Here is a 23746-nt window from a genome sequence, read left to right as displayed (position 1 = left end):
ACAACCTCGTCCGCGTAGGTGACGGACGGTTGCAGAGATGGTGTACGGAAGCGGTCGTGATCTCGAACAGTTGTCAATCAGCACGGCATGACGGTCGGCCTTGCTGCCCGACTGGCTTACCTGGGCGTGACCAACGCGTTCGGGTTGCTGGGCCTGCGGCCCATGAGCTATCGGGATAAGGACGCGGAGAGCCTCGCGCTGCGGCACCAGATCACGACCCGGGAGGGTTAAACGGGCAAGACTCGGCCGCGATTCTCCCCCGGCGACCGAGCGTTCTTCGCGATACCACTACCGGCTCTCAGTGGAAGCACTTCGTCGGTTCCGGGTGCCGGTAAAGCCCGGAGGCGGTGCTGCGCCAGCACCGGGACCTTCTCGCGCGCCGCCACGCAGCCAAGTCCTGGGGGTGTCAAAATACTGGACAATGCTGCTGAGCTGCGCCAACCGCGCACCATCCGCGCGTCAGGAACATGATCGTGAGGTGGGCGGCGAGCTGATCCCGTTCGGCGTACACCGCCTCGTGCCCCACAAGACACGAGACGGTGTACTCGGCCGCAGGGCGGATGCCGCACGATGCATCATCGAGTGGCTATCCAGCCAGGACTGGTATCACTTGTGGCTCGTCGCGCTCGTCCTGGTTAAAATTCGTCGTCCTCGACCGTAACCTGTGCGCCAAGCGTCTTGGCCTTCGCCTCGATGGCACCCTGCTCGCCTTCGGCAGTGACGAGGGTGAGGTCCAGGCTGAGCAATTGGTGATCGGCCTGGTTGGCTGGGTCGATGACCTTCCTCAATTCTTGGAGCAGCTGCCATGCCTGCTCACGGGCATCACCACTGGTTATGCTTTTGTTGGTCAAGCGCAGTCGGTACCGTTTATAGACGGTCGGACTGGGGGCGGGCGGCGTGGATTTCGGCTGCCGCCCGCCACTGGGCAACTGACCGCCACTACCTGGCAACTGACCACCGGTCCCAGGCTGCTGACCGCCCCTGGACCGCTCACCGCCACCAGAAGGCTGGGGTGGTGCCACCTGCTCGGCCTTGCGGCGGCGCAGCGTCTGGTTGATCGAGTTGATAGAGATTTGTGTGGAACCAGCTACGGCCAAGCGGTTGCCGTCAGCGTCGATCAGCTCCCAGTCGTCGCTGATCAGCTCATACAGGACGCGACGAATTTCGTCAGTGGAGGAAACCAACGGAAACGCCGGGTTCTTGTAGAACGACTGGACAATCTCGCGGAGGGTCAGTTCACGTCCGAAGTCGGCGAGCAGCGCGGCCAGGTAGCCCGCAGCCAGCCCGGTGGGCTGGGTCGCGCGTCCAGCGTCGACTAGCGCGGTCCAGACGTGGTCACCGTTGAGCGCCGTGCGACTGTCCTCGTCGAACCGCTTGAACTCCACATGCAGGTCACCAGCGCGCACCAGATAGGCGTAATGCTGGTAAGCCCGTTCGACGTCACGGCGCAGCTTTCCGATGGCCTCATCGTGCTTGCTGCGAGCCTCCCGCAGTTCGTCCTCTGTATCGTCGGTCAACTGCTTGATCACTTCACGCCATGCCAGCACCTCTGCGGCTCGCTTGAGCGCGACATCGCGCCGCTGAGTGTTCACGCAGGCGACAACACAGCTAGCGGCATTGTCCACGCGCAGAGGGTTGTCGCCGAGGCCGAGCAGGGCGGTGATGTCCTGCCGGCTGGCGGAGTCCTTACCGTTGAGCAACGTCCAGCGACGCGGGTCGAGCAGCACCAGCTGCGTCTGGGAGCTGTCGATGCCCTCGAACACCTTGTCCAAGGGTGCATCTTGGGCAGGCTTGTCAATGCGCACGAGGTCATCGAACCTGCCCTTGAAGGCCAGCTTGCGCGCTTGCTCCCAGACTAGGTCGCCGCGGGCATTCGGCGGAACGACCGCCATCGCCGCAGTGAAATACATGCGCAGGGTCTGCTTGATCGACAGGTGGTACCGGGCGGGTGCGTTACTCGGCGTAGTGACCTCGAGGGCACCAAGGCCGTCGTCGCCGGTGAGTTTGTTGAAGACCTCCTCGGCGGCAGGATACGGCGCGAGCGCGCCAGCCGGCCCGAAGATCGCCAACAGCAGCTCAGCCTTCGTGGCACCGCGGCGGGCCTGGCTGCGGCTTACGATCGAATAGCACAGCAGGGCAGTCGCCATTCGTACCGCAGGCGCTGGCTGGTCAACGGCGACGCCATCGCGACGTAATGCTGCATCGACGTTGACCGCGCGGCCGCTCCGGCCGTCAGTACTGGTGACATCGGTATTCGCCACGGCTCGGTAGCCCTGGATTGCGCGGTCGTTGCCGAGCAGCAGGCCGGAGGACAGCAACTGCTCGAGCGCGACAGTGAGCGGGATGTCCCCGACGCCGATCAGCGGCGGCGCCCACCGTCCACCCTTGTGCTCGCTGACCCAGTGCAGCGCGGTGCGAGCGAAGATGGCGACGGTGGAGCGGACCCGCTGGAAGCCGGAGACCTGCGACCACTCTTCGCGTACCAATCGCATCAACTCCGGGTGGAACGGGTAGCTAGCCGCCGCGCGCTCCTCGAAGCCCGGCAGCCCGCGATTGGCACCCAGTTTGTCGAACACCTGCTGACGCCAGGCCCCGTCGGCGGCGGCCGTGTACCGGCGAGTCAGGTCTCGAAGTGGCATCTCGCCGTCCGGCAGCTCGAACAGCCGGCGGCGAATGATCGCGGAAAAGTCCTGCGCCTCAGTGACGGCGACGGTCTGGCCGTTGCGCACTAGCCGGGCCCCGACGTAGTCGCGGAAGTCGACGGCCTGCGGCGGGTAACCGCGCTCGTCGAGTTCGGAGCGGATCATCACGACGACAAACGCCACCCAGGGAACGTCATCGCAAGCGTCCATCAGCGCATTAAGGAACGCCTTCTCACTCGGCATCGTGTCGATATGGGCGACGTCGGACAGCGCCAGGATATAGTCCATCAGCTCGTCGAGCAGGATCAGCACCGGCCGTCCAGTATCAGTCAGCGCCTGCTGCAAGGTTCCCTTGTTCGGCCCGCCGGCGATGTAACGCTGGTAGCGGTCCATGTCGCCGCTCACCAGAGCCCAGATGAACCGCTCAAACAGATTGGTCGCCGGGCCGAACACCTCGTTGGTGGCTCTAGGGCTGAAGTAGTCCGCAGTGAGCGTTACGGTGACCGCGTTGGCTAGATCGATCTCACCTGTGCTGCGCGCGGCCTCGGCGTGCACCTGTTGGCCCAAATCGGTGGCGAAGAACTCGTCGGGACTATTGACCATGTGGTACAAACCGACAAGGGCGTGGCTCTTGCCACCGCCCATACCCTGGTCGAGGTGAAACAGCGCGGGAGCGTCGGCATTCGTGCCCAGCCGACGGGCGACCCGGGCGAAGAACCCGACCAAGTTTGGAGTCGGCTCAGTAATGTCGCCGTAGTACTCGACCTTGCGGTAGGGAACGTCGACGGTTTGGTAGACGGCCTTGTGCAAGCTCATCTGTAACTCTCCGATGGAACCATCGGAGGTGCGCACTTCGGGCCGCAGCTCGAGGATATCCGCCCAGTGGGGTGCGGAGTTACTAGTGGTCACGTCTGGTCCTCCCCGAACGACAAGGCCAGTTGTGCCTGCGCGTCCGTCTCTGCCGCGGCGGTCGCGGCCACGTACTCGATCATGGTTCCGATGGTTCCGGCGTTCCGCTGGACGGCGGTAAGGGCCTTCGCAACTGGGTCGCTGGTCGGCAACTGGCGGACGATCTCAGCGACGACCGCCCACAGGTGGGCGTCATTGGCTGGCCGGTCGGCGATCGCTAGGACGGCTGCGACCGCCTCGGTGCCGCCGTCGTCCCATGCCTTCGCCATCGCACGGGCGACCTCGAAGCTCGAAGACCCGTGGCCGACCGCCTCCGGGCTGTCCAGACGCAGTTTGAACCCGCTCCTGCTCTCGGTCAGCAGCCCACGCATCTCCTCCAGCCGGAGATTGTCAGCCTGCGCAAGGAACCTGGCCTCACCCTTCGGAACGTCGGTGCGTCCGTGTAGGCGCTGCCAAAAGACTGCGAAGCGGGTTGGGGCGTCGAATGTCTCCAGCGGCAACTGGTCAAGCTTGAGCGCCGTCGCATCCCGGACTGCGGCGAGGGCCAGAGTGAGGTAACGCTCTAGGCCAGCCTGCTCACCGGTGGGCAACAGAACGCTGCTGTATCGGCCGTAGACCTCCATCGCTGGCCCATAGGCCGCCATCAACTGGTCGGTCAGCGCGAGACCGTCGGCATCCCATCCGCGCACGGCAGCCTTGACAGCCTCCGTCACCTCACGGTCGACCTGCGCGGCGGTAGCGACAGGGCGCACCGGCGCGGCGACCCGGCAGCCGATGGTGACAGTGACCTTGATGCTGGCGACACCTGTGTTGGACGTCTCGGTCCGGGATGGCCAGGCACTCGTTACGACGAAGCCAGCGTCGTGCAGCGCGCCCAGCAGGCGCAGCCAAGCGTCTGGGTCGGAATGCCCGAAGACAACGACGAGGTGCCCGTCGGGGCGCAAGACTCGCCGAGCCTCGTGGAAGGCCCTGGACAGCGACCGCTCGTAGAAGTCGCGATCGTGTCGGATGCCTCCATTGTAGACGCGGCGGACGATGATCTCGTCATCCTTATTCTGCAGGTCGGGAGCCACCTCGGTGCCGATGGTGTCAGCGAATAGGTCTGGCTGCACGTCGACGAGAGCACGTCGGAGCCAAACGTAGAAGAAGTCCGAGGCGTCGGAGTACTCGATCATGTCGTAATACGGCGGATCCGTCACGACTGCGTCTACCGTTCCGTCGCGGAACGGTAGAGCCATAGCATTCTCGCGCCGGAACCGGGCAGGCTTTCCGCGCCGCCTACGCAGGTGCGCCGCTAGCGGCGTCATGCCGGTCTGGGTCAAACCAGCCCAAGTTCCGGGCCCTTCCCCGATGCCAGCCTCGAAAAAGTCAAACTGGAAGGACAAGCTTGCTTCATTGGCAAAGAGGTCTCCGACCTGAACCCGGTTCTGCCCTGAGCCATCTGGTTTACCGTGAGGGCGCAGCCGCGCACCGCGTGTCGCGTAGCGAAGGCCGCGTACGAGGGTTGCTGCGGCGAAGGAAGCCAGGGCGTGCGCATACTCGGCCGAAATGCCAGCGTTGAGTATCTCTAGGTGGCAGGCGCGAATCTGTACGGCGAGAGTGCCGAACAGCAGGGTCTGCCGGTCACACATGAGCTGACCGTAGTTGGTGTAGCCGTAGCCGCTAGCCTGCACCGTATGCACGTTGCCCGTCGGGATGGCCTCATCGGGAACTGCGGACAGGTGCCCGACCTTCGGCAGCAGTTCGGGACGGGCCGACAGGGCTGCGGCCCGCTCGTCCGCGCGCAGTACCCGGAAGATCTTCTTGGTGTCGCCATCGTCCGCGGTGAAGTCTGCGGCGACCAACGGCTCGTCGACGTACTGCCCGACGAAGCCCTTAGCCTTCACCGTTTCCAGGCTGTGCACGTGGCTGCAGAAGGGGCAACGAGCGCTCTTGCCCTTTTTCCCTGCTGACGAGTAGGTCGGCTGTGCGACGGAAGGGCCCTCTACGACCTCAATCCTCCAGGCGTCATCATCGACGATCAGACTCATCGACTGACCAAGATCCTGCGTACGGTGGTAGGGGTGCCGTAGGACGAAACTGCCGATGAGGGGGAACCGGCGATGGCACTGGTCGCACGGCATGGAGACGGTCCAGAGGTAGCCCCACGGACGGCGGCCGTCCGAGTTGGCTGGGTAGAAGTCGGCCAGCGCGTCCCGCATCCGACGGCCGATTTCCTCGTGAAGCAACCGCGCGTCAGAGCCAAGGCGATCAGCATCCGTGAGGTCCAGCTTTGTAGGCGCATCGCTCTTGAACGGGAGAGACGGCTCCGCAGACCAGTCACGGATCGCCCAATCCGCAAGAAGGCGTCCGGCTAGGGTTGCAACTGGGCTCAAGTCGGTGCCGACGGCGGTTGCGCCGACCCGCGCAGCCTCGAGGGGGATGATGCCGCGGCCGGAAAATATGTCGACAACTACGGGCGTGCGGCCCCCGTAGTTGTCGAGGACACAGGCCTCTAATCGCTGGAAGGCGTCAGGGCTGCCGGAGCGGACGGCGTCCTCGACCCACTTTCGCAAGCTATCGTCGTTTGGCAAAAGCGTGGTCAGGACGGCAGCGCGCGCCTGCGCGATAGGACGCGAGGCGAACCACGGAAAAATAGCCTTCTCACTGCGACCGGAGCCAGTAGGCGTCCCAACGGCAGCGTCGACGGTGGTGCAGGGAAACCAATGGTCAATCAAACGTTCGCGCGTGTCACCGACGGTAGTAGGGCAGCCCGTCGCAGTAGTCGCCCGCTCGGTTTCCTCGGTGTTCACTCTTTGCCCTTCATCAGCCGCTTCAGGTCGGTAACCTTGATCTGGAACCGTTCTATGCGCCGCGGTCCGGCAGCCAGTTGCCCAGCCGGATCTTGCGCGCGCAGGACGACTGTGGGCCTGGTCGCGCAATCTGTCACTACGTACAACCAATAGTCCTCGCCACGCTGCTGAGCCTGCGCCCACTCATGCTGCTCGAGCCAGACGGCCTCGAGTCTGGCCTGAAAGCCTTTGACCTCAACTAGTCGCTGCTCGCCTGTCTGCGGATGGCGGGTGAAAAGGTCGTAGCCGACGCCAGCAGTCTGCCGGTCGTCAACGACGTAACCGAGCCTCTCCAACTCTTCCAACACGGTGGCGACCGCGACCGCCTCGCTGTCAGGGTCATAGCCGAGTTCGGTGATGCGGGAACCGGCAGCTACCTGGACCCAGCCGATGAGCCGAGGCGCGGCCCCCGTTACCTTGCCGATGTCCTCCAACTGCCGGAGCCGATCAATCTTGAGCGCGGCAAATACGTCACGCCGCTCGCGGCGGACCTCGGCAGGCAGTTCGTCGAGCTCATCGAGATAGCGGTACTCGACCTGGTCGAGCTGCTCGCGCGCCTTCACCACCCAGGCAGCGCGCTCAGCGCGAACGCGGTCGACCTCGCGAGATAGAGCGACCTGCGCCTGCGCCATGCCCTCGGTACGCACCGCTGGCGGTAGGCCAGCCGCCGGTGTGGACCCGGTGGTGTCCGGCCGCAACGTCATCAGCGATTCCCAGGCGATCTCGAACGCACCTGCGCCGGAGAACCGAATGAGCAGAGGGGCCTTGCGGCGGTGGCGGCGGACACCGTCATGCGCCTCCACCTCGGCGTCGTAGATGAGCAGCATGTATCCGGTCAGCGCGGCCGTGTCCACGAGGTGGCTGCCGCGGATGAGCTCGGTCTCGCCCTCGTGCAAGGCCAGGTCAACGAGCTCGGTGAACGGCTCCTCGGTCGGCCCGAGGACCACGACGTCATCGAGGCCCTCTGCACCGTCGTTGATCGCCTGACGTACCGACGCGCCGTCGGCAGCGACCAGCCGCTCAAGGCCACCACCGAGCGCGGGTGGCAATGGCCGCTTCGAGCTGACCTCACGGATGCCTTTCGCCGGGCCTGGGCCCAGTGCCCAGTCGCGGGCCCAAGCCAGTTGGTCGACGAACGCGTCCACGATGACCGGGTTGATCGCCTCCAATCGATCGGCGCGGAAGCGGGCCATCGCCTCAGCAGTGTTGGCTGGGGTGTGCAGACGGTCCTCATCGGCGACCAGTTCGCGGGCGGCGTCGAGCAACTCCTGCGCGCCTGGCACCGGTACGTACACGGCGGTGCTGCTGCGCTGGGCCTCGACCAAGGCGCGGCCGTAGTCGAAACCGGCGCGGGCGGCGGTCGCATCGAGCAGGTCGAAGATCCGGCCGTTCAGCGACTGCCCGGCGGTTTCGAGGTTCTGCAGCATGACTTCTTGGACGCGGCCCTCACGAGTAGCAGGTGCCACCAGGTGATAGATGTGCACCGGCTTCTTCTGGCCGATGCGGTGCAGCCGGCCCATCCGCTGCTCGAGGCGGACCAGCGACCAGGGGATGTCCCAGTCGAGCATCACGTGCGCGGACTGCAAGTCGATGCCCTCACCGCCGGCGTCGGTGCTGACCAGCACCTGGAACTGCCCATCGAGGAAACGTTGCTGCATTTGGTCACGTTCGCGGTGGCCGACCGCCCCCTCGAGGGTCTCCACGGTGAACCCGACCTCGGCGAACACGCTTGCCAGCCAGCGGGCTGTGTCGGCAAACTCAGTGAATACCAACAGCTGGCCCTCGCCAGGACGGATACCGTGTCGATCCATCAACTCCTGCGCCCGTAACCACTTCGTCGGCGGCACGGCGACAGCCTGCTCCAGCGTCTCCAGGACCGCAGTAATGCGCTTCAACTCCTCGCTCTTACCCTTGCTTCGGGCAGTGACCACGGTGTCCTCGGCCCGCTGCCATGCGTCTTCGTCGGCGACCTCGAACTGCAGGTCCACGCCAGCACCGATGAACTCCTCGGGAACCGGCGCATCGGTTCGGCCGCTGGCCGGGCCGCGAAGCGCTCCCTCTCGGCGACGGATGGTGGATGCGGCCGCGACGATCGAGGAGGCGGCGCGCTTGCCGTAGATGGACCGGGCCAGGGTGGCGTTCTCGCCGTAGAAGGTGTCGACATAGTCCATGACCGCCGTGTAGGCGGTCTTCTCCGGCCCAGTGAGGCCGACCTGAATGGTCTCGGCGTAGCGCGGCGGAAACAGGGCCCGGCCCGTGAGGTCCTTCAGCTCCTCCTTCATCCTGCGCAGGAAGGACAGAGTGCTCGGCCGTAACGCAGTGTCGTACTCGGTCTGCCGCGGATCCCAGGGATACAGCGTCGGGTCAAGGAGGTTGAGCAGGCCCCGGAAAAAATGCTCCTTGCCACGGTGGGGCGTGGCGGTCAGCAGCAGCAGGTGATGGGTACGGACCGACAGCTCACGGGCTGCGGTCAGGTATTGCGAGGTCGGGGTAAGCCGATGTGCCTCATCGAAAACAGCTAACGACCAGGATGCACGGGCACCGGCGACCTTGCGTCGGACGTCAGGGTTGTAGGTGAAGAGGTCAACCGAGACGACCCAAACGCTCACCCGTGGGTCGAGCTCCTTCGGGTCACGGGCCAGTTCGGGGGTGAGCCGATCAGCATCGATGGCGAAATAGCGCCGTAAGTCTCGGCGCCACTTCTCAACCAGGTGGGCCGGGACGACGATGACCGTCCGGCCTGGGATGAGGCCACGCCGAGTGCCCTCGGCGACGTACATCCCGGTCATGATCGTCTTACCGGTGCCGGGCTCGTCGGCGAGCAGGAACCGCAGCCGGGGCTGAGCCAGCATGTGGGTGAAGACGGCTTCGTCCTGGTGGGCATAAGGTCGAAGCGGTCGTGTGGCCAGCACAGCAGAGCGAATGCGCGGCACTGCGTACTGCATCCACCGGCCCCACAGCCCGGTCAGCGCCCGCTGCGGGTGACCACCGGCGTCGTTCATCGGCACGTGTGCACGAACCAGGTCCGCAGAGTCCAGCAATGCCTCGCCAAGCGAGCCGTCGCCGCGGCGGTACACCAAGTCGGCACCGGACAAGTTCCTCGTCGCGGCCACCACGGTGACCAACTGCCCATCTACAGTCACCTGAGCGCCCGGCTCCGGCAGTAAGTCGGCCTCTGCCTCCGTCACGGTGTCTCCCCCATCATCCCCGCAGCCAGGTACATCTACCAGATCGCCACCGCAGCGATTCCACCGGCGGTGGAATCGCCTGCCTGAAACCTACGTAGCGCTCCAGAGAGGTGCGTGATGAACGCATGATCACCACGCCGTCCTTGCGGCCGTTCAACGGCGCAGGGACTTCATCGGTCGGACGCTAGATCGTGCCGGGAGTACCGGTGAGCTGCTCACCTGCTGACCATCGCGCCCCGGTCGTGAAGTGTTGCACTCGAAGATCCAACCGATCCGATCCTGTGGAACCAACCAACCTCGGCGCGTGTGCGTCGTCTATAACGATGCAGCTGGTCAGCGCTGGTGTTCGGTTCGGCAAACCATGACGACGAGGGGGACCACCGGCGCGCAGACGGAGAAGTACGTAGCCGGTCATGCCACCGCCGTTCGTGGTCATCAGGCGGGAAATCGAGTTGCGCACCGAGGTTCATGTGGCGGGTTCGGGTGGGTACGTGCTCGATACCGCGGCGGCGGTCACGCTCGTATGTCTGGATGCTCCTGCTGCAGTAGCGACGTATGCATCACCTTGGCTGCGGCCTGCGTCGAGTCGAGCATGGACCTCAACAGATGCACCGGCAGCGTTCCGGTTCCCAAGCTAGAGGAAATCAGCAGGTCGGAGAGCGCTTCACGTTGCTCATTGGTCAAGTTCGTCTGTGTGTCGCGGTATCGGAGCACGTCGCGGGTGGCGTATCCGTCGCCAGTCTTGATCACTTCGTCGGCCACCTGGGCAAAGACGGCGTCGGCTGCCTCGGGATCGGTGGCGCTGGCGAGTGTGGTCACGGTCAGCCCGAGCTGGGCGCGGAAGGCCGCGTAGCCGGGCATCGGCTCTTGCCCGACGAAGTGCCCGATCATCGTGGAGATGTCTCGGCGTGCGGACACACCAGCCGTGCCGGTGCACATCACCTTCAGGCAGGAGGCGACCTGGAGTTCTCACGGCTGCACTGGCGTGCTTTCCGCCAGCGCCGCATTGGCCTCTGCACTTGCTCCCTTCAGGAAGTGGGCCACGATCGTGGCCTGCCGTCCCTCCATGAGGTGCAGCCCGACTCCTCGGTGGGCTTGCGCGTGGGCGACCGCATCGTCCCAGCGTCCGGCGAGGGTCAGCGCGCGGATTCCGTCCCCGACGAGGTGCAGCCACACCCATTCGCGCAGCTTGTGGTGCTCCTGGCGGGTGCCAATGAGGTCGGTCAGCGGCAAGGTCTGCCCGTCGACGACCAGGTCTGCATTGGACATGACGGCGCGGTACATCACCGTCAGCAGGTGCAGCGCCTGTTCTCCGTCGCTGGCGCGGATCTGGAGTCGGGCGAGGTTGAGAACGGGTTCGAGCATGTACCTGGCCTGGAGCACGGTGAGCGGGCGGTCAGCGGCACGGTAGATGTCGATGTGCTGCCAGCACAGGTCGCGGGCCAGGCTCGGCACGCCACAGTCACTGGCGATCAAAGCGGCCTTGTTCAGGGCGTGCGCCCCTTCGGCCAGGCTGTCGGTGCCCTGTTGTCCTGCTGCGTGGGCGATGTCGGCGATCTCCTGGACTCGGTCCGCGAGCGAGGGGCAGGCGGGGCGGGGCCTGCCGAGGAGCGGGAAGCGGCGGGCGGCGGCGAGCGTCGTGGGGTTCATGGGTCAGCTCCGGGGCAGCAGGGCCGCGGTCGCCGCGCGGGCGAGGATGCCCTGGCTGCCAGCCGACAGGCCGAACCGGTTCCAGTGGAAGATCAGTACGTGGGTGAGGATCGCGCGGGCTCCGCGGTCCAGGCGTCCTCGTGCGGCGGCGTCGCCGAGCCGGCGGCCGGCGTTCTGGAACGCGGCGAGCCAGGGCGCCGCGTGCTCGACCGCTCCACCGGAGGTGAACAGCTCGCTGGTCGGCAGGTCGTGGATCGACAGCAGGACGCGCACGTGGGCCGCCAGTTGCTCGATCCGTGCGGCGTCCGCATCGGCGGGTGCGGGCCGGAGTCGGGCGACCCTGTCGAAGACGTCGCCGCACTCGAACACGTCAAGGCCGGCGGCGCGCAGGAGACCGCTGAGCAGCAGGATCGACAGTTCGCGGCGGCCGAAGCCGGGGTCCTCGTGGCGCAGGTAGTCGAGCACGCCGCGCGTGTCGGCGCAGAACAGGTCGTGGGCGGCATCCATCCCGGCGAGGCCGCCGAAGGCGGCGGTCTCCGGCTCGTACACCGTCGGCCACCACCGCACGATGACCCCGGCCGCGGTCAGCTCGTCGAGCACGTGGTCGACAGCCGCGGTGTCCGCACCGTGCAGACGCAGCCGCCAGCAGGGATGTTTGCGCAGAAACCACCACCCGCCCACCGCCCCAGCGGCTTGGAGGTGATCCAGGAGCGGCCCGAGTTGCGCCGCACCTACGGCCTCGGCAGTGGACCAGTCGGGGAACTCGACGCGCACCTGGTACCAGTCGTGTTCTGCATGTCGTTCCAGCGCCGCGAGACCCGCCGCCTGGTAGACGTACACGGCTTCGTCGAGATCGGCGCGGTCCAAGCCGCTGTTCGCCGCAACGGTCTTCAGGTCGGTGCCCGCGAGCACGGCGAGCACACTGGCGGCGAGTTCGTGTGGCGACGTGGTGGTCAGGTGATCAGCAGACATGCGTCCCATCCCGTGTGCGGTGGCTCGGCGTATTGGGTGGTTTCCAGCGCCAGTCCCACTCCGGCGCCTCCGGTCAGCAGTCCGCCCTCGTCCGCCTGGTCGTCGAGCGATCGGGCGTGCCGGGCGAGCCTGGTGGCCAGTACGGAGAGGCGTTGGCCGATGGCGGGGTTCCGCGCGTCGCGGGCGGCCCGGTAGGCGGTCTGATAGACCCCGGCGATGCCGTGGCACAGGCCCGGTTCGGTGATCCGGTCGAGCTGCGTATCGGTCAGACTCGCGGCTAAGGCGTCCTCAGCGGCGTCCTGGCGTCGCGGGTCGTCGGTGGCGATGGCGGCGAGTTGTTGAGCGCGGGCGATGCCGACCGTGCCGTAGCACCAGGACGGTCGGCCCGGTCCGGGTTGGGCGGGACGGCCGGTGCGCAGTTCCTCGCGGGTGATCCACTGCGGCCACCACGGTCCGTCCGCCGAGTCCTGCCGCCACCGGTCGAACCAGCCGTTCAGGACGGCGATCGCCTCGTGTTGGCCGTCGACCACGCAGCCGTGGGTGGTGGCGACGGCGAGCAGGGCAAGCAGCCCGGCCGCGCCGTGCGCCATCCCGAAGTTCGCGTGCCCGCCGGGGGTCGGCAGGATCTCGTCCGGGTCATGGGCCACCCACCACCCCGGCAGTGCGACGCCGTCTTGGTGACGCGGCCCGGTCAGTGCGACCACATACCGCAGGATCCCGGCGAGGACGTCGCTTCCGGGGTTGTGGCGCACCAGCAACGCACCGATTCCGGTCAGCCCGTAGAAGAGGTCGAACTCGGCGAACGTGGTGGCCTCGCCGCGCTCGATCCTGCCCGCAGCGGTCGCCAGACGCCGATGAGCCAGGCGCAGCACGTGCTCGTCCAGTACCTCGCAGGCCGCGCGGTAGCGAGAATGCCTGTCAGAGGCGGTGTGCAGCACGAACGCGATCGCCGGTGCCCCGTAGTACAGACCAGCGTGTTCGGCGGCGTCGATCGGCCCGCACGTCGCTTGCCGGATGTGGGACCGGGCGGTCTCCCAGCTTCCGGAGCCGGTCCAGGCTCGCTCGATGTGCAGCAGCGCCGTCCCGGCCGCGCCTCGGGCCAGGGATTGACCGGCCGCTTCGTCGGCGGTGAGCGTGACCGCGCCGGGGTCGGAGTTCATCGGGCACCGGCCAGGGCGAGGCGGCGCAGCGCGGCGCCGCGGGCGAGTCGGCCGGTCTCCTTCTCGAACGTCGGATCGACGCCGACGGCACGGACGTGGTGCTCGTGCAGCAGTGTGCGCAGCACGGTGCCCGGATCCCGTTGTTGCTGCGTGAGCGCATGGTGGTAGGTTGTCAGCGTGGTGTCGCGGGCAGTCCAGGCCGCAGCGACCGCCTCACCGCCGGGCAGGGCGCGGACGGCTCGATATCCGTCGTCAGGGTCGGTCAGATCGAGCGCGTGGTCGCGCAATGTCCGGTCCAGCGGGCCGTGTTCCCTGCGCAGGCATCCGACGAGCGCCCGGTACCCGGTCTGCGGGTCGGGGGCGAAGGACGCGGCCAGGTGTGCCATCGACGCGGCGGCCAGTGCCTGGGCGGGAATCCCGGATGCCTGGGCGGTCGTGATCTGTGCGATGGCGGCCGCGGTGTCGGCGGTGAACATGTCCTCGGCGGCGGCCAGCGCCGGGCCTTCGCCGTAGCGAGCGAGATGCTGCGGGTGGGCGGCGAGGGTGAGCTGGCACGGAAGACCCCGCGCGTGCAGGTCGGCCGCAAAGGCGGCCACCCTGGCGGCGACCAGCCCGTACTGTTCGGGGTTGGTCAGGCGCAGCAACACGGCCAGGTGCTGATCGGATTCGGGTCGGATCATGTCGCGGTGCCGTCGTACCCACCACGGCCCGACCAGACCGTCGAGGCTGTCGACGAACGCGGGCAGGTGGCCGGTGAGGATCTCGTCGAACCGCGCGGGGTTGCCCACCAACTGCGCGTGCACGATGGCGGAGCCACCCGGTCGAAGGACCGCACCGGGTGCCGCAGTTGCCGGAAGCGGCCGTGAGACCGGGGTGGTCGCGATCATCGGGATCAACAACTCCGCCGGACGCCCGATCCAGCCCTGGCCGTCGGGCGGGCCGTCTTCTTGCAACTCGATCCGCTCAGCCCGCTCCACCTGAGCCCGAAGTAAGGCGCGGTCCAACTCCTGATCGAGGTCGAGCGGCAGGCGCAGCTCACCGTGGCACAACACGACTCGTGCCGGTACCCGCCACCGCTGCCGCCAGGAACGCAGCGAGTCCTTCTGCCAGCCGGATAAGTCTGAATCGCTGAGGGTCCAGCGGGCAGCGGAGAGCACCGTGCGCCGATACCGGATGCGGGGCACGTAGGGCAGAGTGCGGGCGGCGCCGAGATCGAATCCTCGGAATACCGCGTTGCGCGCGTCGGCGACCTCAGCGAGGAACCGGGCCAGTGGCGGACTCTGGACGGTGGTGTCCAGGGCGTGCGGAATCCGGGGGATCACCCGTCGGCCGGTGGAGCGCTGGACCAGGTACATCTGGTCGGCGTCGGCTGTGACCGCCAGGTCGTCCACGCTGATCACGCCGAGATGCGGGTGTGCCGGGTCGGGATATTCCGAGAGTGGTACGACGTCCGGGAGTAGCGGCTGGACGCGCACCACGTTCTCGTTGTGCGGGCGGCGTGGCGGAAACGACAACTGCACGGCGATCGTCTCATCCTGCGCCGCGGTCTCGGCTTCCGCGGCGTAGGTAGAGGCCAGTCGTGCGCGGTCGGCGTCGTCGAGCAGGTGGGCGAACCGTGCGGCCATGCTGGTGGGGATGCGCGGTGCGGCCGTAACCCGAAGTTGGAAATCGTCTCGGTCGATCGCCTGGGTCGAGGCGGCGTACACCGCGACACCGAGCTCGACACGCTGCGGCGCGATGATGTCGGCGTGCTCCCCGACGGTCAACGCCTCGATGTCCGTGTCGGTCAGCGTGATCTCCTCGGCACCGTCCACCGTGGCCTGCTGAACCAACGCCATGAGGGCGGCGTCGCGTTCGGTCAGCATCCGCCAAGCAGGCCTGGCACGTGGCGCACCGAGGTACCCGGCCGGGTAGCCGAGCCCAGAGTCGGCAATCAACTCCCGCACCGGCACCAGCGCACCGGGACCGTAGCGAGCACGGAACCGGGCGTGGTAGTCCAACCAGGCCGCCGAACCGAACGGCTGAGTGCTCATCCGCAGCAGAACACCGGCGGCGACCGTCGCCTCGATCAGCACCCGCTCGGGGACGGTGATCCTCGCACCCAGCCGCACGTCGGCGGCGAACACGTGACTGGTGTCGGGGACCAAGGCGGTCATCTGCGTACCGAGGGCCGTCCGGATCCCGGTGGCCCGCACACGGTCAGTGGTGCTGTTGTGATCAGCAAGGTGGGCACTGATCCCGTCGAGTTCACGCATCAGCCCGGCAACGTCGGGCAGGTCCTCTCCACCGGCCGCACGTAGCGCGCGGACCAGGTGGGACAAGGCGTCAACGGTCGTCATCGGAGGGCGAAGGCTTGTGATCAACAGGCCGCCGTCGACCAGGCCGTGCAGTAGTGCATGGATCTTGTCCGGGGAGGCGGACGGGAACCGGGCGGTCATCTCGGCGGCGAGCGCGTCGAACTGAATCGGCGAGCCTGCTGCGGTCAGCGCGAACTGCACGGGCCGGATGAGCCGTACCGAGGACTCCCGCAGCGGTCCTGGGGTGGAGGCACCGACCTCAGCCCGGCGGTGCACGATGACGCGGCCGTCGCGCACGATCCTCGCGTTGTCGGCCATGACCGTCAGCCGCGGGCGCAGGCCAGGATGCCGTTCGAGCCGGTCGATCAGCGTTGTAACCCACTCGGCGTCCGCGCGTAGCACGGCCCGGTGCCCACCGCCCACCTCGGCCTTTGCGGGTCCGATGGCGGCGGCGGTGATTCCGGCGAACAGTCCGAATGGGGTCGCGCGCCGCTGCCAGCGCAGTAGGTAGGACGCCACGGAGACGATGGCGCGGCGCAGCTCCTTCACCGGCTGTGGCCCGGCACCCGTGTCGAGGAGTTGGTCGAGGCGGGCACAGAGCACCGGGCTGGCCAGGTGCAGCGCCTCGCGTACCTCTCGGCGCGCCCACACCTTCGTCAACCATGCCCGGCCCTCCTGCTCGACCGCGGCGGGGTCGGACAGGTCCAGGTGCGTCGGAGGGTCGAGGTCGCCGGGGTCTGTGGTGGCACGGACCAGGACGAGGCTGGTGTGCCGGTAGCGGGTGGACACGGTCATGGTGATCGGCTCTCCTCGCCCGGTCGGCTGGCCGCCGCCGTCGGCGCCCGAGGGTTCGGGCGCCGACGGCAGAGGGCTGGGTCAGAACGGGTCGTTGGAGCCGGTGCTGCACGCGCTGGTGCCGCAGGTGTTGCCGCAGCCGTCGCTCGTGTCGCACATCATGATCACGAGCTGGGTGGTGCTCTCCACGACGCGCATGTCGAGCTCGAACTCCGCGTCGTCGACGGCGGAATCCTCAAGGTCCGGGCTGTCGACGGTCAGCGTTGGCGACATCGGGTTCACTCCTCATCTTCGGGGTTGTGCAGGGCATCCGGGCCGGCTGCGGTGTTCGCCGCCTGCGGCCAGGAGATCGTGACCAGGCCGTGTGTCTTCTCCAGCACCGCCGCGCCCTCGTCGATCCGGGTGCGGTCACTACCGGTCGGCCAGTAGGCGAACGTGGGTGCCACGTCACGGGACTGGCGGTCCCACGCCTGGATCTGTTCGACCATCGCGGTGGCGGCGGTCTCGCCGTGTGTTCCGTAGGCCCGCGCCCCGAACTCGACCCCTGCGCCGTCCAGCGCCGGGCGCACCGCCAGGTAGGCGAAGGAGTCGCCGCGCACGACCCCGAAGGGGAACCAGCTCTTGCGTTCGGCGGCCAGGTCGGTGCCCTCGTCCACGGCCAGCTTGCAGAAGCCGGGCAGGAAGCCGGCGAACCACAGGTGCAGGTCGGCGAACGACACGCCGTGCTTGACCGTGACGCCAGACCAGACCTCGGTGCGCTCCGTGGCCAGGACACCGTCCAGGAGGCTCATGTCCTGCGGCACGTCGCCGTCGAAGCGGAGCTTGAGGTTGTGGCCGTGCGCGTCGGGGAGCAGGAAGATTCGCTCGTCGTGCGCGCCCGATCCCTGCATCGGGACGAATCCGCACACCTCAGCCGAGGTGCTCACCAGGTGGTCACCTTCGCGGCGGAACGCGATCGAGCGGGTGATGCCGTTCATCCGCAGCGGGACGACGATCGCGCCGTTCTCGGACAACTGGTCAAGCCAGGTCGGCGAGAGGTCCCACGCCCCGACCGTCACGAGGATCGCGTCGACCGGTTCGTGCAGTTCGGGCACAGGGTTCTCGGCGTCGGCCTGGACAACCGTGACCCGGCTGCCGTATCCGGTGGCGTCCAGCAGGACGCAGGCCCGATCGGTCACCTCGGGGTCGATGTCCACGCTGACGACACGCCCGCGCGGACCGACGACCTCGGCCAGCAGCGCGGCGTTGTAGCCCCCGGATCCGATCTCCAACACGCTCATGTCGGGCCCGAGCCCGGCCTGCTCGATCATCCGCGCCTGGATGAATGGCGCGCTGGTCGAGGAGATGATCACGCCGTCCTGGTCGGTCTTGATAGCCACCGAGTCGGCGGCGTTGTAGGCCACCTCCAGGGGCGTGCCTTCGGGGACGAACAGGTGCCGAGGCACCGTGCGGAATGCCCGCTCCACGACCGGTGAGGTGATCATGCCGTCCGAGAGGAGCTTGTCCGTCAGGGCGTTGCGGATCTCGGTCGCCCTGTCGGAGTCGGTGGACGGGCCGGTGTTGTGGTCTCGCGGTGTGTTCACCTGGTCACCTTTTCAGAGGGTTCTGCTGCGCAAGTGCGGCTCGCGGACGAGGTCATGCGACCGGAGGAACGCGCCGCGTCGGGGGCGGCGCGTCCGTCCGGTCAGGAGGCCCCCAGCACGGCGACGGACGACCGCCGATCGGCTGCCGCGTGCCGACCGGTCGCGGCCGTGGGAGGGCCGTCGGTGACCAGGTGCTGGTGGGCGGTGGTCCACACCGTGCACGGTGATCTCCGTGCACGGAACTGGCCGGAGCACTGCCGACAGCGGCCGCGCCCGTCGAGTGCGTGCTGGTCGAGCAAAGCGCGCCATGCGGCGGTAAGACGGGCGATCTCGGAGTCGGCCAACGCCGCACGGCATCGGAGGTCGCCCTCGCCGACCAGGGCGTCGAGGTAGTCGAGGTGGTCGAACACGGCCTTGTGCATGGCCGTGAGCGGTGCTTCAGCCATTCGAGACCTCCTCGGTGGGCCAGGGCTGTTGCTTCGTGGTGGCTGGTGGCCACAGCCGCGAGTGGAGGTCGACCGGCACCAGGTCGGCGAGCCGGACTCCGGCGGCGATCACCAGGTGCGCCGCGTCGTGGAATGGGGGACACGGCCACGACCGAGCGGAGCAGATCGGGCAGAAGAGCTGTTGACCAGTGGAGGGCAGGTGGGTGGTGAGTTCGTCGATGGCCGTCGCGACGCGGCCGACGGGGCTGTCGACTGCCACGACGACGGCGACGACATCGCGTGTCCCGTCCACGTCTCATGCCGCCACGTCGTGGTCGGTGAGCGCCTGGTAGATCGGCAGTCGGCGACGGCCGCCCAGCAGGTCGGTCACCAGGTCGTCGTAGCCGATGCACAGCTCTCCCAGCCGGTGCAGCGCGAGCTTCGCCGGATCACGCGCGGCCGGGTTGTCGTCCTCGGCCAGCAGCCGGGACCGGACCCACGCCGCGGCCAGGCGGTCAACCAAATGCCCCAGGCTCTCGGTGTGCAGCAGCCGCGCGCTGGATTCGCCGAACTGCCTTCCCGCCCAGGCGTCAATCCGCTCGACCAGCACCGATCGGGTGACATCGTGGTCGTGAATCGCACGGAGGGCCGCCGCGGCCACGTGGTCGTCGCCGCGCGGGTCGCTGATGATCTGCTGGGCCTCGGCGCGTGTCCCATTCTCGGTACCCAGGTCTGCCGCCAAGGCCAGCACCGGGTGCAGGCCGTTGACCTCATGAGGACTGCTGAAGGAGCGAACCACCAGCGACGCACGCGGGATGACGCCGGTTGCGGCGGTGTTCGCCGTTCCACCCTGCTCAAGCGCGGTCTCCGTCATGCCACCAACCGTGCCCGCGATCCGCATTGCTGCGGACACCAGGAACCGGGGATGTCAAGGGGAGGATTCGGGGAGGGTTGCAATCCTCCCCATTCGCGGAGCAGTACCCGTTTCGTCACGTTGCGTGTCACGATGGCCCTGGTCACACCCATGGGAGGCCGGACCAGTGCCCACGGCAAACGATCAGCTGCGGCAGGCGCGGGAACGCACCGCCTCGCCCACACAGCCCGGCGAGTGCCTGTCCCGGCAAGAGCTTGCCGACCTGGTCAACGCCTACATCTGGCGTCATTACGAGCGGAAGGTAGAGCTCGACGCCAACTACCTGGGCAAGCTCGAACGCGGCGACATCCGTTGGCCCGGAGCGCTGTACCGCGAGGCACTGCGCGTCACCCTGGGTGCTTCCAGCGACGCCGCGCTCGGCTTCAGCAACCGCCGCCGCACGGTGGTAAAGCTGGCAACCGTGGACCGAAAGCAATTCCTGCGCACCGCCGCCCTCGGCGTCGGCACCCTCGCGCTCGCCCCGGTCGCCGCCCTGCTGGAGGGCACCCAGCCGACTGCGGCTCCCGCCCGCATCGGGCAGACCGAGATCGACCAGATCCACACCGCGGCACGCGTGTTCGCCGGGTGGGACCACACCTACGGCGGTGGCCTGGCCCGCGAAGCCGTCCTTGCCCAACTCCGGTTCTCCGCCGATCTGCTGGAAGCCAGCTACCCAGCCAGACTGCGCGGCCCTCTCCACAGCGCCGTGGGCTATCTCGCCCATACCTGCGCCTTCATGGCCTTCGACGCCTACGCCCACGATGACGCCCGCCGCGTGTTCCAGTTCGGCTTGGCCTGCGCCGAGGAGGCGCAGGACTGGCACCTGCGAGCCAAGATCCTGTCTTCGATGGCCCGGCAGGCGATCTGGGTCGGCAAGCCCGACGAGGGCCTGACGCTGACCGAACACGCTTTGGTCCGCTCCGACCGGCTCACGGCGACCGAGCGGGCGATGCTGCACACCGCCCACGCCCGAGCCTTGGCGAAGATGGGCCGCGTCCGGGAAACGCTGATCGCGGTCGGCATCGCCGATGATCACTTCGCCCACCGCAACCCGGCCAACGACGCGTCGTGGATGGGCTACTACGACGGCGCCCAACATGCGGGCGACACCGGCCACGCCTTGTTCGACCTGGCCGTCCAGGGCCGCTCCCCCGCAGAAGCCACGACACGGTTCTCCACGGCGGTCGCCGGACACACCGCCGCCTACGCCCGGTCACGCACGATGTCGCAGATCAAGCTGGCCTCGCTGACGATGGCCACTGGCGACCCGCGCGAGGCCGCGGTGATCGGCTCAGCGGCACTGGACGCCGCCGGGACCATCCGCTCCAACCGCGCCGTGGACGACCTGCGCGAGCTGGCTCGCTACGGCCAACGACACCGGGCCATCCCCGCCGTGGAGGCCCTGCGGCACCGCATCACGACCCTGGTGGTGGCACGGTGAGCGATGACCATTCGGCCGTGCTGGCCGCCGCCTGTGTAGAGGTCGGCCTCGACCACACCGACGCCGAGCCGATCCGGCTGGGCGAGAACGCCTTGTTCCGTCTGCCCGGCGGCGTCGTGGCCCGCATCGCCCGGCCCGGCCAGCTCGCCGCCGCCACTCGTGAGGTCCGCATCGCGCAGTGGCTTGCCGAGCACGAGATCCCGGCCGTCCGGGCGTTGAAGGACGTCGTCCAGCTGGTGCAGGCGGCGGGCAGGGCCGTGACCTTCTGGGAGGAGCTCCCTCCCCACCGACACGGCACTCCCGCCGAGGTCGCCACGGCGATCCGCCGACTCCACGACCTCCCCGTCCCCACCGACCTGCCCATCGGCGACCTTGACCCGTTCGTCCGGCTCGCCGAGCGCATCGACGCGGCCACCACGCTCACCGACGAAGACCGGACCTGGCTCCGCGAGCACCTGGCGTCGCTCCAGACCCGCTACGCCACCCTGCCTCCCGGCCTGCCGCGCTGCGTCGTGCACGGCGACGCCTGGGTCGGCAACGTGGTGGCCACCGACGACGGCCAGGTGGTGCTGCTCGACCTCGAACGCTGCTCCGTCGGCCCACCCGAATGGGACCTCGTCAGCACCGCCATCAAGCACACCAGCTTCGGCTGGATCACCGCAGAGGACTACCGGGACTTCTGCGACCGCTACGGCCACGACGTCACCGCATGGGCCGGCTTCGACCTGCTCCGCGACATCCGCGAACTGCGCATGGCGCTGTACGTCGCCCAACGCGCAGCGGAACACCCCGTGGCACGTGAGGAGGCCGCCTTGCGCACCGATTGCCTACGAGGTCAGGTGCTGCGGCCCTGGGCGTGGACCCCAGCGCTCTGAGCGGCTGAACCGGAGAACCTACCCACAGCTCGATCAGGAGTAGCGCTCACGTTCCTTCCAGGCAGCGTAACTGCCCAGTTCGTCGTGGAGCACCTCGTAGAAGTCAGCGCGCAGGCTGTCGAGACTCGGTGCAGGTCCTGAGGTGGCAGAGCTCAGCAAGGCGGGCAGCGGCCAGGTGAGCAGTTCCCCGTGCCAGCCGCAGTAGACCGCTATCGCGTCCAAGTGGAAGGTGTCGAACCGGTCGAGCAGCACGTAGCCGAGTAGCTGCCGCAGCCACGCAGCTACGTCTTCGTCGGTGGGTTCAACGGCGAGCTTCACATCGACCAGGGTTCGTCCGATCACCAAGTCGACCACGCCATACCCGCCCGCCAGTTCTGGTGCGACGACCACCTGCTCCCCCAGCTCCTGCAGGGCTTGGCGGCCACGCTCCAGGTAAAGAGTCCAGCAGTGCTTCAGTGCATCGAGGAGCTCGGTGTTGCCATCGGAGTCGTCCACTTCGGTCGCCATGCTGGCGAACAGGGAGCGACGCTCGTCCACTGTGCGCCTGGTCCCCCAGCGGTGCATGGGTTGCCTGAAGGAGTCCAGGGCCAGGCAGTCCAAGAAAGCAGCACTCTGGTCCTCGGCCGAGTCCGTCGGACGGCGGGCACGTTTCCAGTGGCGCAGCACTGGATCCGCAGTACCGTTGGCAGGCAGGGTGCCGACTGGAGCGTGCTCGAACCCGACCGCGGTGAGCAGCGCCGTGCAACGGTCGGCCGAAAGATAGGACAATTCCTGCAACCGTGGTGGTGTACTGGCCAAGTCGAGACCGATGCGCAGTTCCAGTGCCCACCCCGCACTATCTCGTCCATGACGCGGTGCTGGGATGTCGTTCCGGGCTGCAGATGCCAATACCTTGGTCCACTGCCCGAGTACCGGGGCGCGGTGCGGCAGGCGATCATCGAGGAACCTAGACAGGGGTGTTCCTGCGTACTTGGCCTGTTCTTGGATGCCTATGACGACGCTCCCTGTTCATTCGACTGACCGTGCGGCGTCGGCGTTCGACCTCCGCACACTGACCTGCGCCGAGGATCGCAGCACTGTGGGGACAAGCGGGATGCGCCCGTCCCACACAGTGCTGGCGAAGTCTCGGACTGCCTGGGTGAAGGCAGTCCACGTGCCGCCTGCCCACACCGGGGAGGCGGCACGTCTACGACTGGACCAACGCCGCCAACTACACGGTTACCTCGTCCGCGCCTTGGGAGACCACCAGCTTGTCGAGGTCGTTCAACAGTGCCTGCACCGGCGGCCAGCACATGGCGACTGTGTCGGCGTCCGGGGTGAAGTCGGTCTCGAACTGCTTTCGCGGGTGGATGTAGTTGCGGAATTCCCTTACGGGACGCATGAAGTCCTTCGCGTCGAGCTGCACCAGGCCTCGATCATGAGCGGTGTCGAGGAGCAGTTCGAGACCTGCACGGTCGGCCCTGATCTTGCCGTTCCGACCGGTGAACCCTTCTCGCACCAACTCGGGGTAGTGGCCGGTCAGCACCGAGTAGAGCAACCCTTCAACGAAGCTGCCGATGCCGAAGAGCGCGAGGAGGTACGAGCCGCTGGCCTCCGCGAACTGACTCTCTCTTACTCGCGAAACCAACATCTGGACCAGCTTCTCCTCACGGATCAGCTTGCGCAGCCGTTGCTCCACGTCTTCAACGTGGAGCACCACCTTGGCCGTGCCGTTGCTTCCCAGCTCTCCCACCACCGGTCGACCACCGACGTAGTTGACTTCCAGCCTCTCCAGCTCAAGCACCTCATTGATCGATCGGCGGACGTCTTCGGCTCCCGTCCTGCCGTCCACATACTCGATGGGATCACACAGTCGGCACAGGAACCGCTCGATGTCGGTTCGCGCGTTCTCTCGTTCGGTCAGGGCGTCGACCAGCCAGCTGACCTTCGACGAGCCGTCGTAGTCAGGCGGGTCGATCCAGCCGGCGTTGCGGAGGAGTGCTTCAACTTCGCGTCCCGTGCGCTCGTACGGACCACCCTGGTCGACCACGATCCGGGCGAGCCGCTCCACAGTCTTGGGGTCTAG

Annotated in this window: 17 protein-coding genes; 2 read left to right on the top strand and 15 right to left on the bottom strand. The window is 67.5% G+C overall.

Annotated features, from left to right (window positions below):
• Window positions 1-635: 635 nt before the first annotated feature.
• The 13 genes from ACRAKJ_RS08950 to ACRAKJ_RS08890 form a co-directional block, all read right to left on the bottom strand.
• Entirely contained in the window at window positions 636-3551 is a 2916-nt protein-coding gene (locus tag ACRAKJ_RS08950) for a DUF499 domain-containing protein (protein WP_438919943.1), read from the bottom strand.
• Window positions 3548-6343 (bottom strand): hypothetical protein, encoded by a 2796-nt coding sequence (locus ACRAKJ_RS08945; RefSeq protein WP_438919942.1) that lies wholly within the window; start codon window positions 6341-6343, stop codon window positions 3548-3550. Before ACRAKJ_RS08945 ends, ACRAKJ_RS08950 begins: the two co-directional genes overlap by 4 nt.
• Window positions 6340-9570 (bottom strand): helicase-related protein, encoded by a 3231-nt coding sequence (locus tag ACRAKJ_RS08940; RefSeq protein ID WP_438919941.1) that lies wholly within the window; start codon window positions 9568-9570, stop codon window positions 6340-6342. Before ACRAKJ_RS08940 ends, ACRAKJ_RS08945 begins: the two co-directional genes overlap by 4 nt.
• A gap of 513 nt (window positions 9571-10083) precedes the next feature.
• A complete protein-coding gene (locus tag ACRAKJ_RS08935) occupies window positions 10084-10461 on the bottom strand; it encodes a hypothetical protein (protein ID WP_438919940.1) in 378 nt (125 codons plus the stop codon).
• A 78-nt stretch (window positions 10462-10539) separates the two neighbouring features.
• Window positions 10540-11220, bottom strand: coding sequence for a hypothetical protein (locus tag ACRAKJ_RS08930; RefSeq protein WP_438919939.1), 681 nt, complete (start codon window positions 11218-11220; stop codon window positions 10540-10542).
• A 3-nt stretch (window positions 11221-11223) separates the two neighbouring features.
• Window positions 11224-12132, bottom strand: coding sequence for a thiopeptide-type bacteriocin biosynthesis protein (locus ACRAKJ_RS08925; protein ID WP_447008910.1), 909 nt, complete (start codon window positions 12130-12132; stop codon window positions 11224-11226).
• A 41-nt stretch (window positions 12133-12173) separates the two neighbouring features.
• Complete coding sequence (locus ACRAKJ_RS08920) at window positions 12174-13352, bottom strand: lanthionine synthetase LanC family protein (RefSeq protein ID WP_438919937.1); 1179 nt, start codon at window positions 13350-13352, stop codon at window positions 12174-12176.
• On the bottom strand, window positions 13349-16444 hold the full coding sequence (locus ACRAKJ_RS08915) for a lantibiotic dehydratase (RefSeq protein WP_438919936.1): 3096 nt from the start codon (window positions 16442-16444) through the stop codon (window positions 13349-13351). Before ACRAKJ_RS08915 ends, ACRAKJ_RS08920 begins: the two co-directional genes overlap by 4 nt.
• Before the next feature lie 81 nt (window positions 16445-16525).
• On the bottom strand, window positions 16526-16717 hold the full coding sequence (locus ACRAKJ_RS08910) for an FxLD family lanthipeptide (protein WP_233825285.1): 192 nt from the start codon (window positions 16715-16717) through the stop codon (window positions 16526-16528).
• Window positions 16718-16722: 5 nt separating this feature from the next.
• A complete protein-coding gene (gene fxlM, locus ACRAKJ_RS08905; protein WP_438919935.1) occupies window positions 16723-18027 on the bottom strand; it encodes a methyltransferase, FxLD system in 1305 nt (434 codons plus the stop codon).
• 101 nt (window positions 18028-18128) lie between these two features.
• Window positions 18129-18473 carry a hypothetical protein gene (locus ACRAKJ_RS08900; protein WP_438919934.1) on the bottom strand — a complete coding sequence of 115 codons (345 nt, stop codon included), beginning with the start codon at window positions 18471-18473 and terminating at the stop codon, window positions 18129-18131.
• Window positions 18466-18765 carry a hypothetical protein gene (locus ACRAKJ_RS08895; protein WP_438919933.1) on the bottom strand — a complete coding sequence of 100 codons (300 nt, stop codon included), beginning with the start codon at window positions 18763-18765 and terminating at the stop codon, window positions 18466-18468. Before ACRAKJ_RS08895 ends, ACRAKJ_RS08900 begins: the two co-directional genes overlap by 8 nt.
• A 3-nt stretch (window positions 18766-18768) precedes the next feature.
• Window positions 18769-19326 (bottom strand): DUF4254 domain-containing protein, encoded by a 558-nt coding sequence (locus ACRAKJ_RS08890; RefSeq protein ID WP_438919932.1) that lies wholly within the window; start codon window positions 19324-19326, stop codon window positions 18769-18771.
• Between the two features lie 166 nt (window positions 19327-19492).
• On the opposite strand from ACRAKJ_RS08890, the gene ACRAKJ_RS08885 reads away from it, so the two are divergent.
• Both ACRAKJ_RS08885 and ACRAKJ_RS08880 read left to right on the top strand, forming a co-directional pair.
• Window positions 19493-20806 carry an XRE family transcriptional regulator gene (locus tag ACRAKJ_RS08885; protein WP_438919931.1) on the top strand — a complete coding sequence of 438 codons (1314 nt, stop codon included), beginning with the start codon at window positions 19493-19495 and terminating at the stop codon, window positions 20804-20806.
• Window positions 20803-21681, top strand: a complete 879-nt coding sequence (locus tag ACRAKJ_RS08880; RefSeq protein ID WP_438919930.1) for a phosphotransferase — start codon at window positions 20803-20805, stop codon at window positions 21679-21681. The genes ACRAKJ_RS08885 and ACRAKJ_RS08880 overlap by 4 nt, the downstream gene beginning before the upstream one ends.
• Before the next feature lie 33 nt (window positions 21682-21714).
• Here ACRAKJ_RS08880 and ACRAKJ_RS08875 read toward each other — a convergent pair whose 3' ends face one another.
• On the bottom strand, window positions 21715-22458 hold the full coding sequence (locus ACRAKJ_RS08875; protein ID WP_438919929.1) for a hypothetical protein: 744 nt from the start codon (window positions 22456-22458) through the stop codon (window positions 21715-21717).
• A 433-nt stretch (window positions 22459-22891) separates the two neighbouring features.
• The gene (locus tag ACRAKJ_RS08870) at window positions 22892-23731 is read right to left on the bottom strand and encodes a hypothetical protein (RefSeq protein ID WP_438919928.1); all 840 of its coding nucleotides are present in this window, start codon (window positions 23729-23731) and stop codon (window positions 22892-22894) included.
• Between the last annotated feature and the right edge of the window lie 15 nt (window positions 23732-23746).

It is taken from the genome of Saccharothrix sp. DSM 118769 (genome assembly GCF_052936295.1).
Note: the sequence above shows the minus strand (reverse complement) of the source record. Positions and strands in the feature narration are given on the sequence as shown.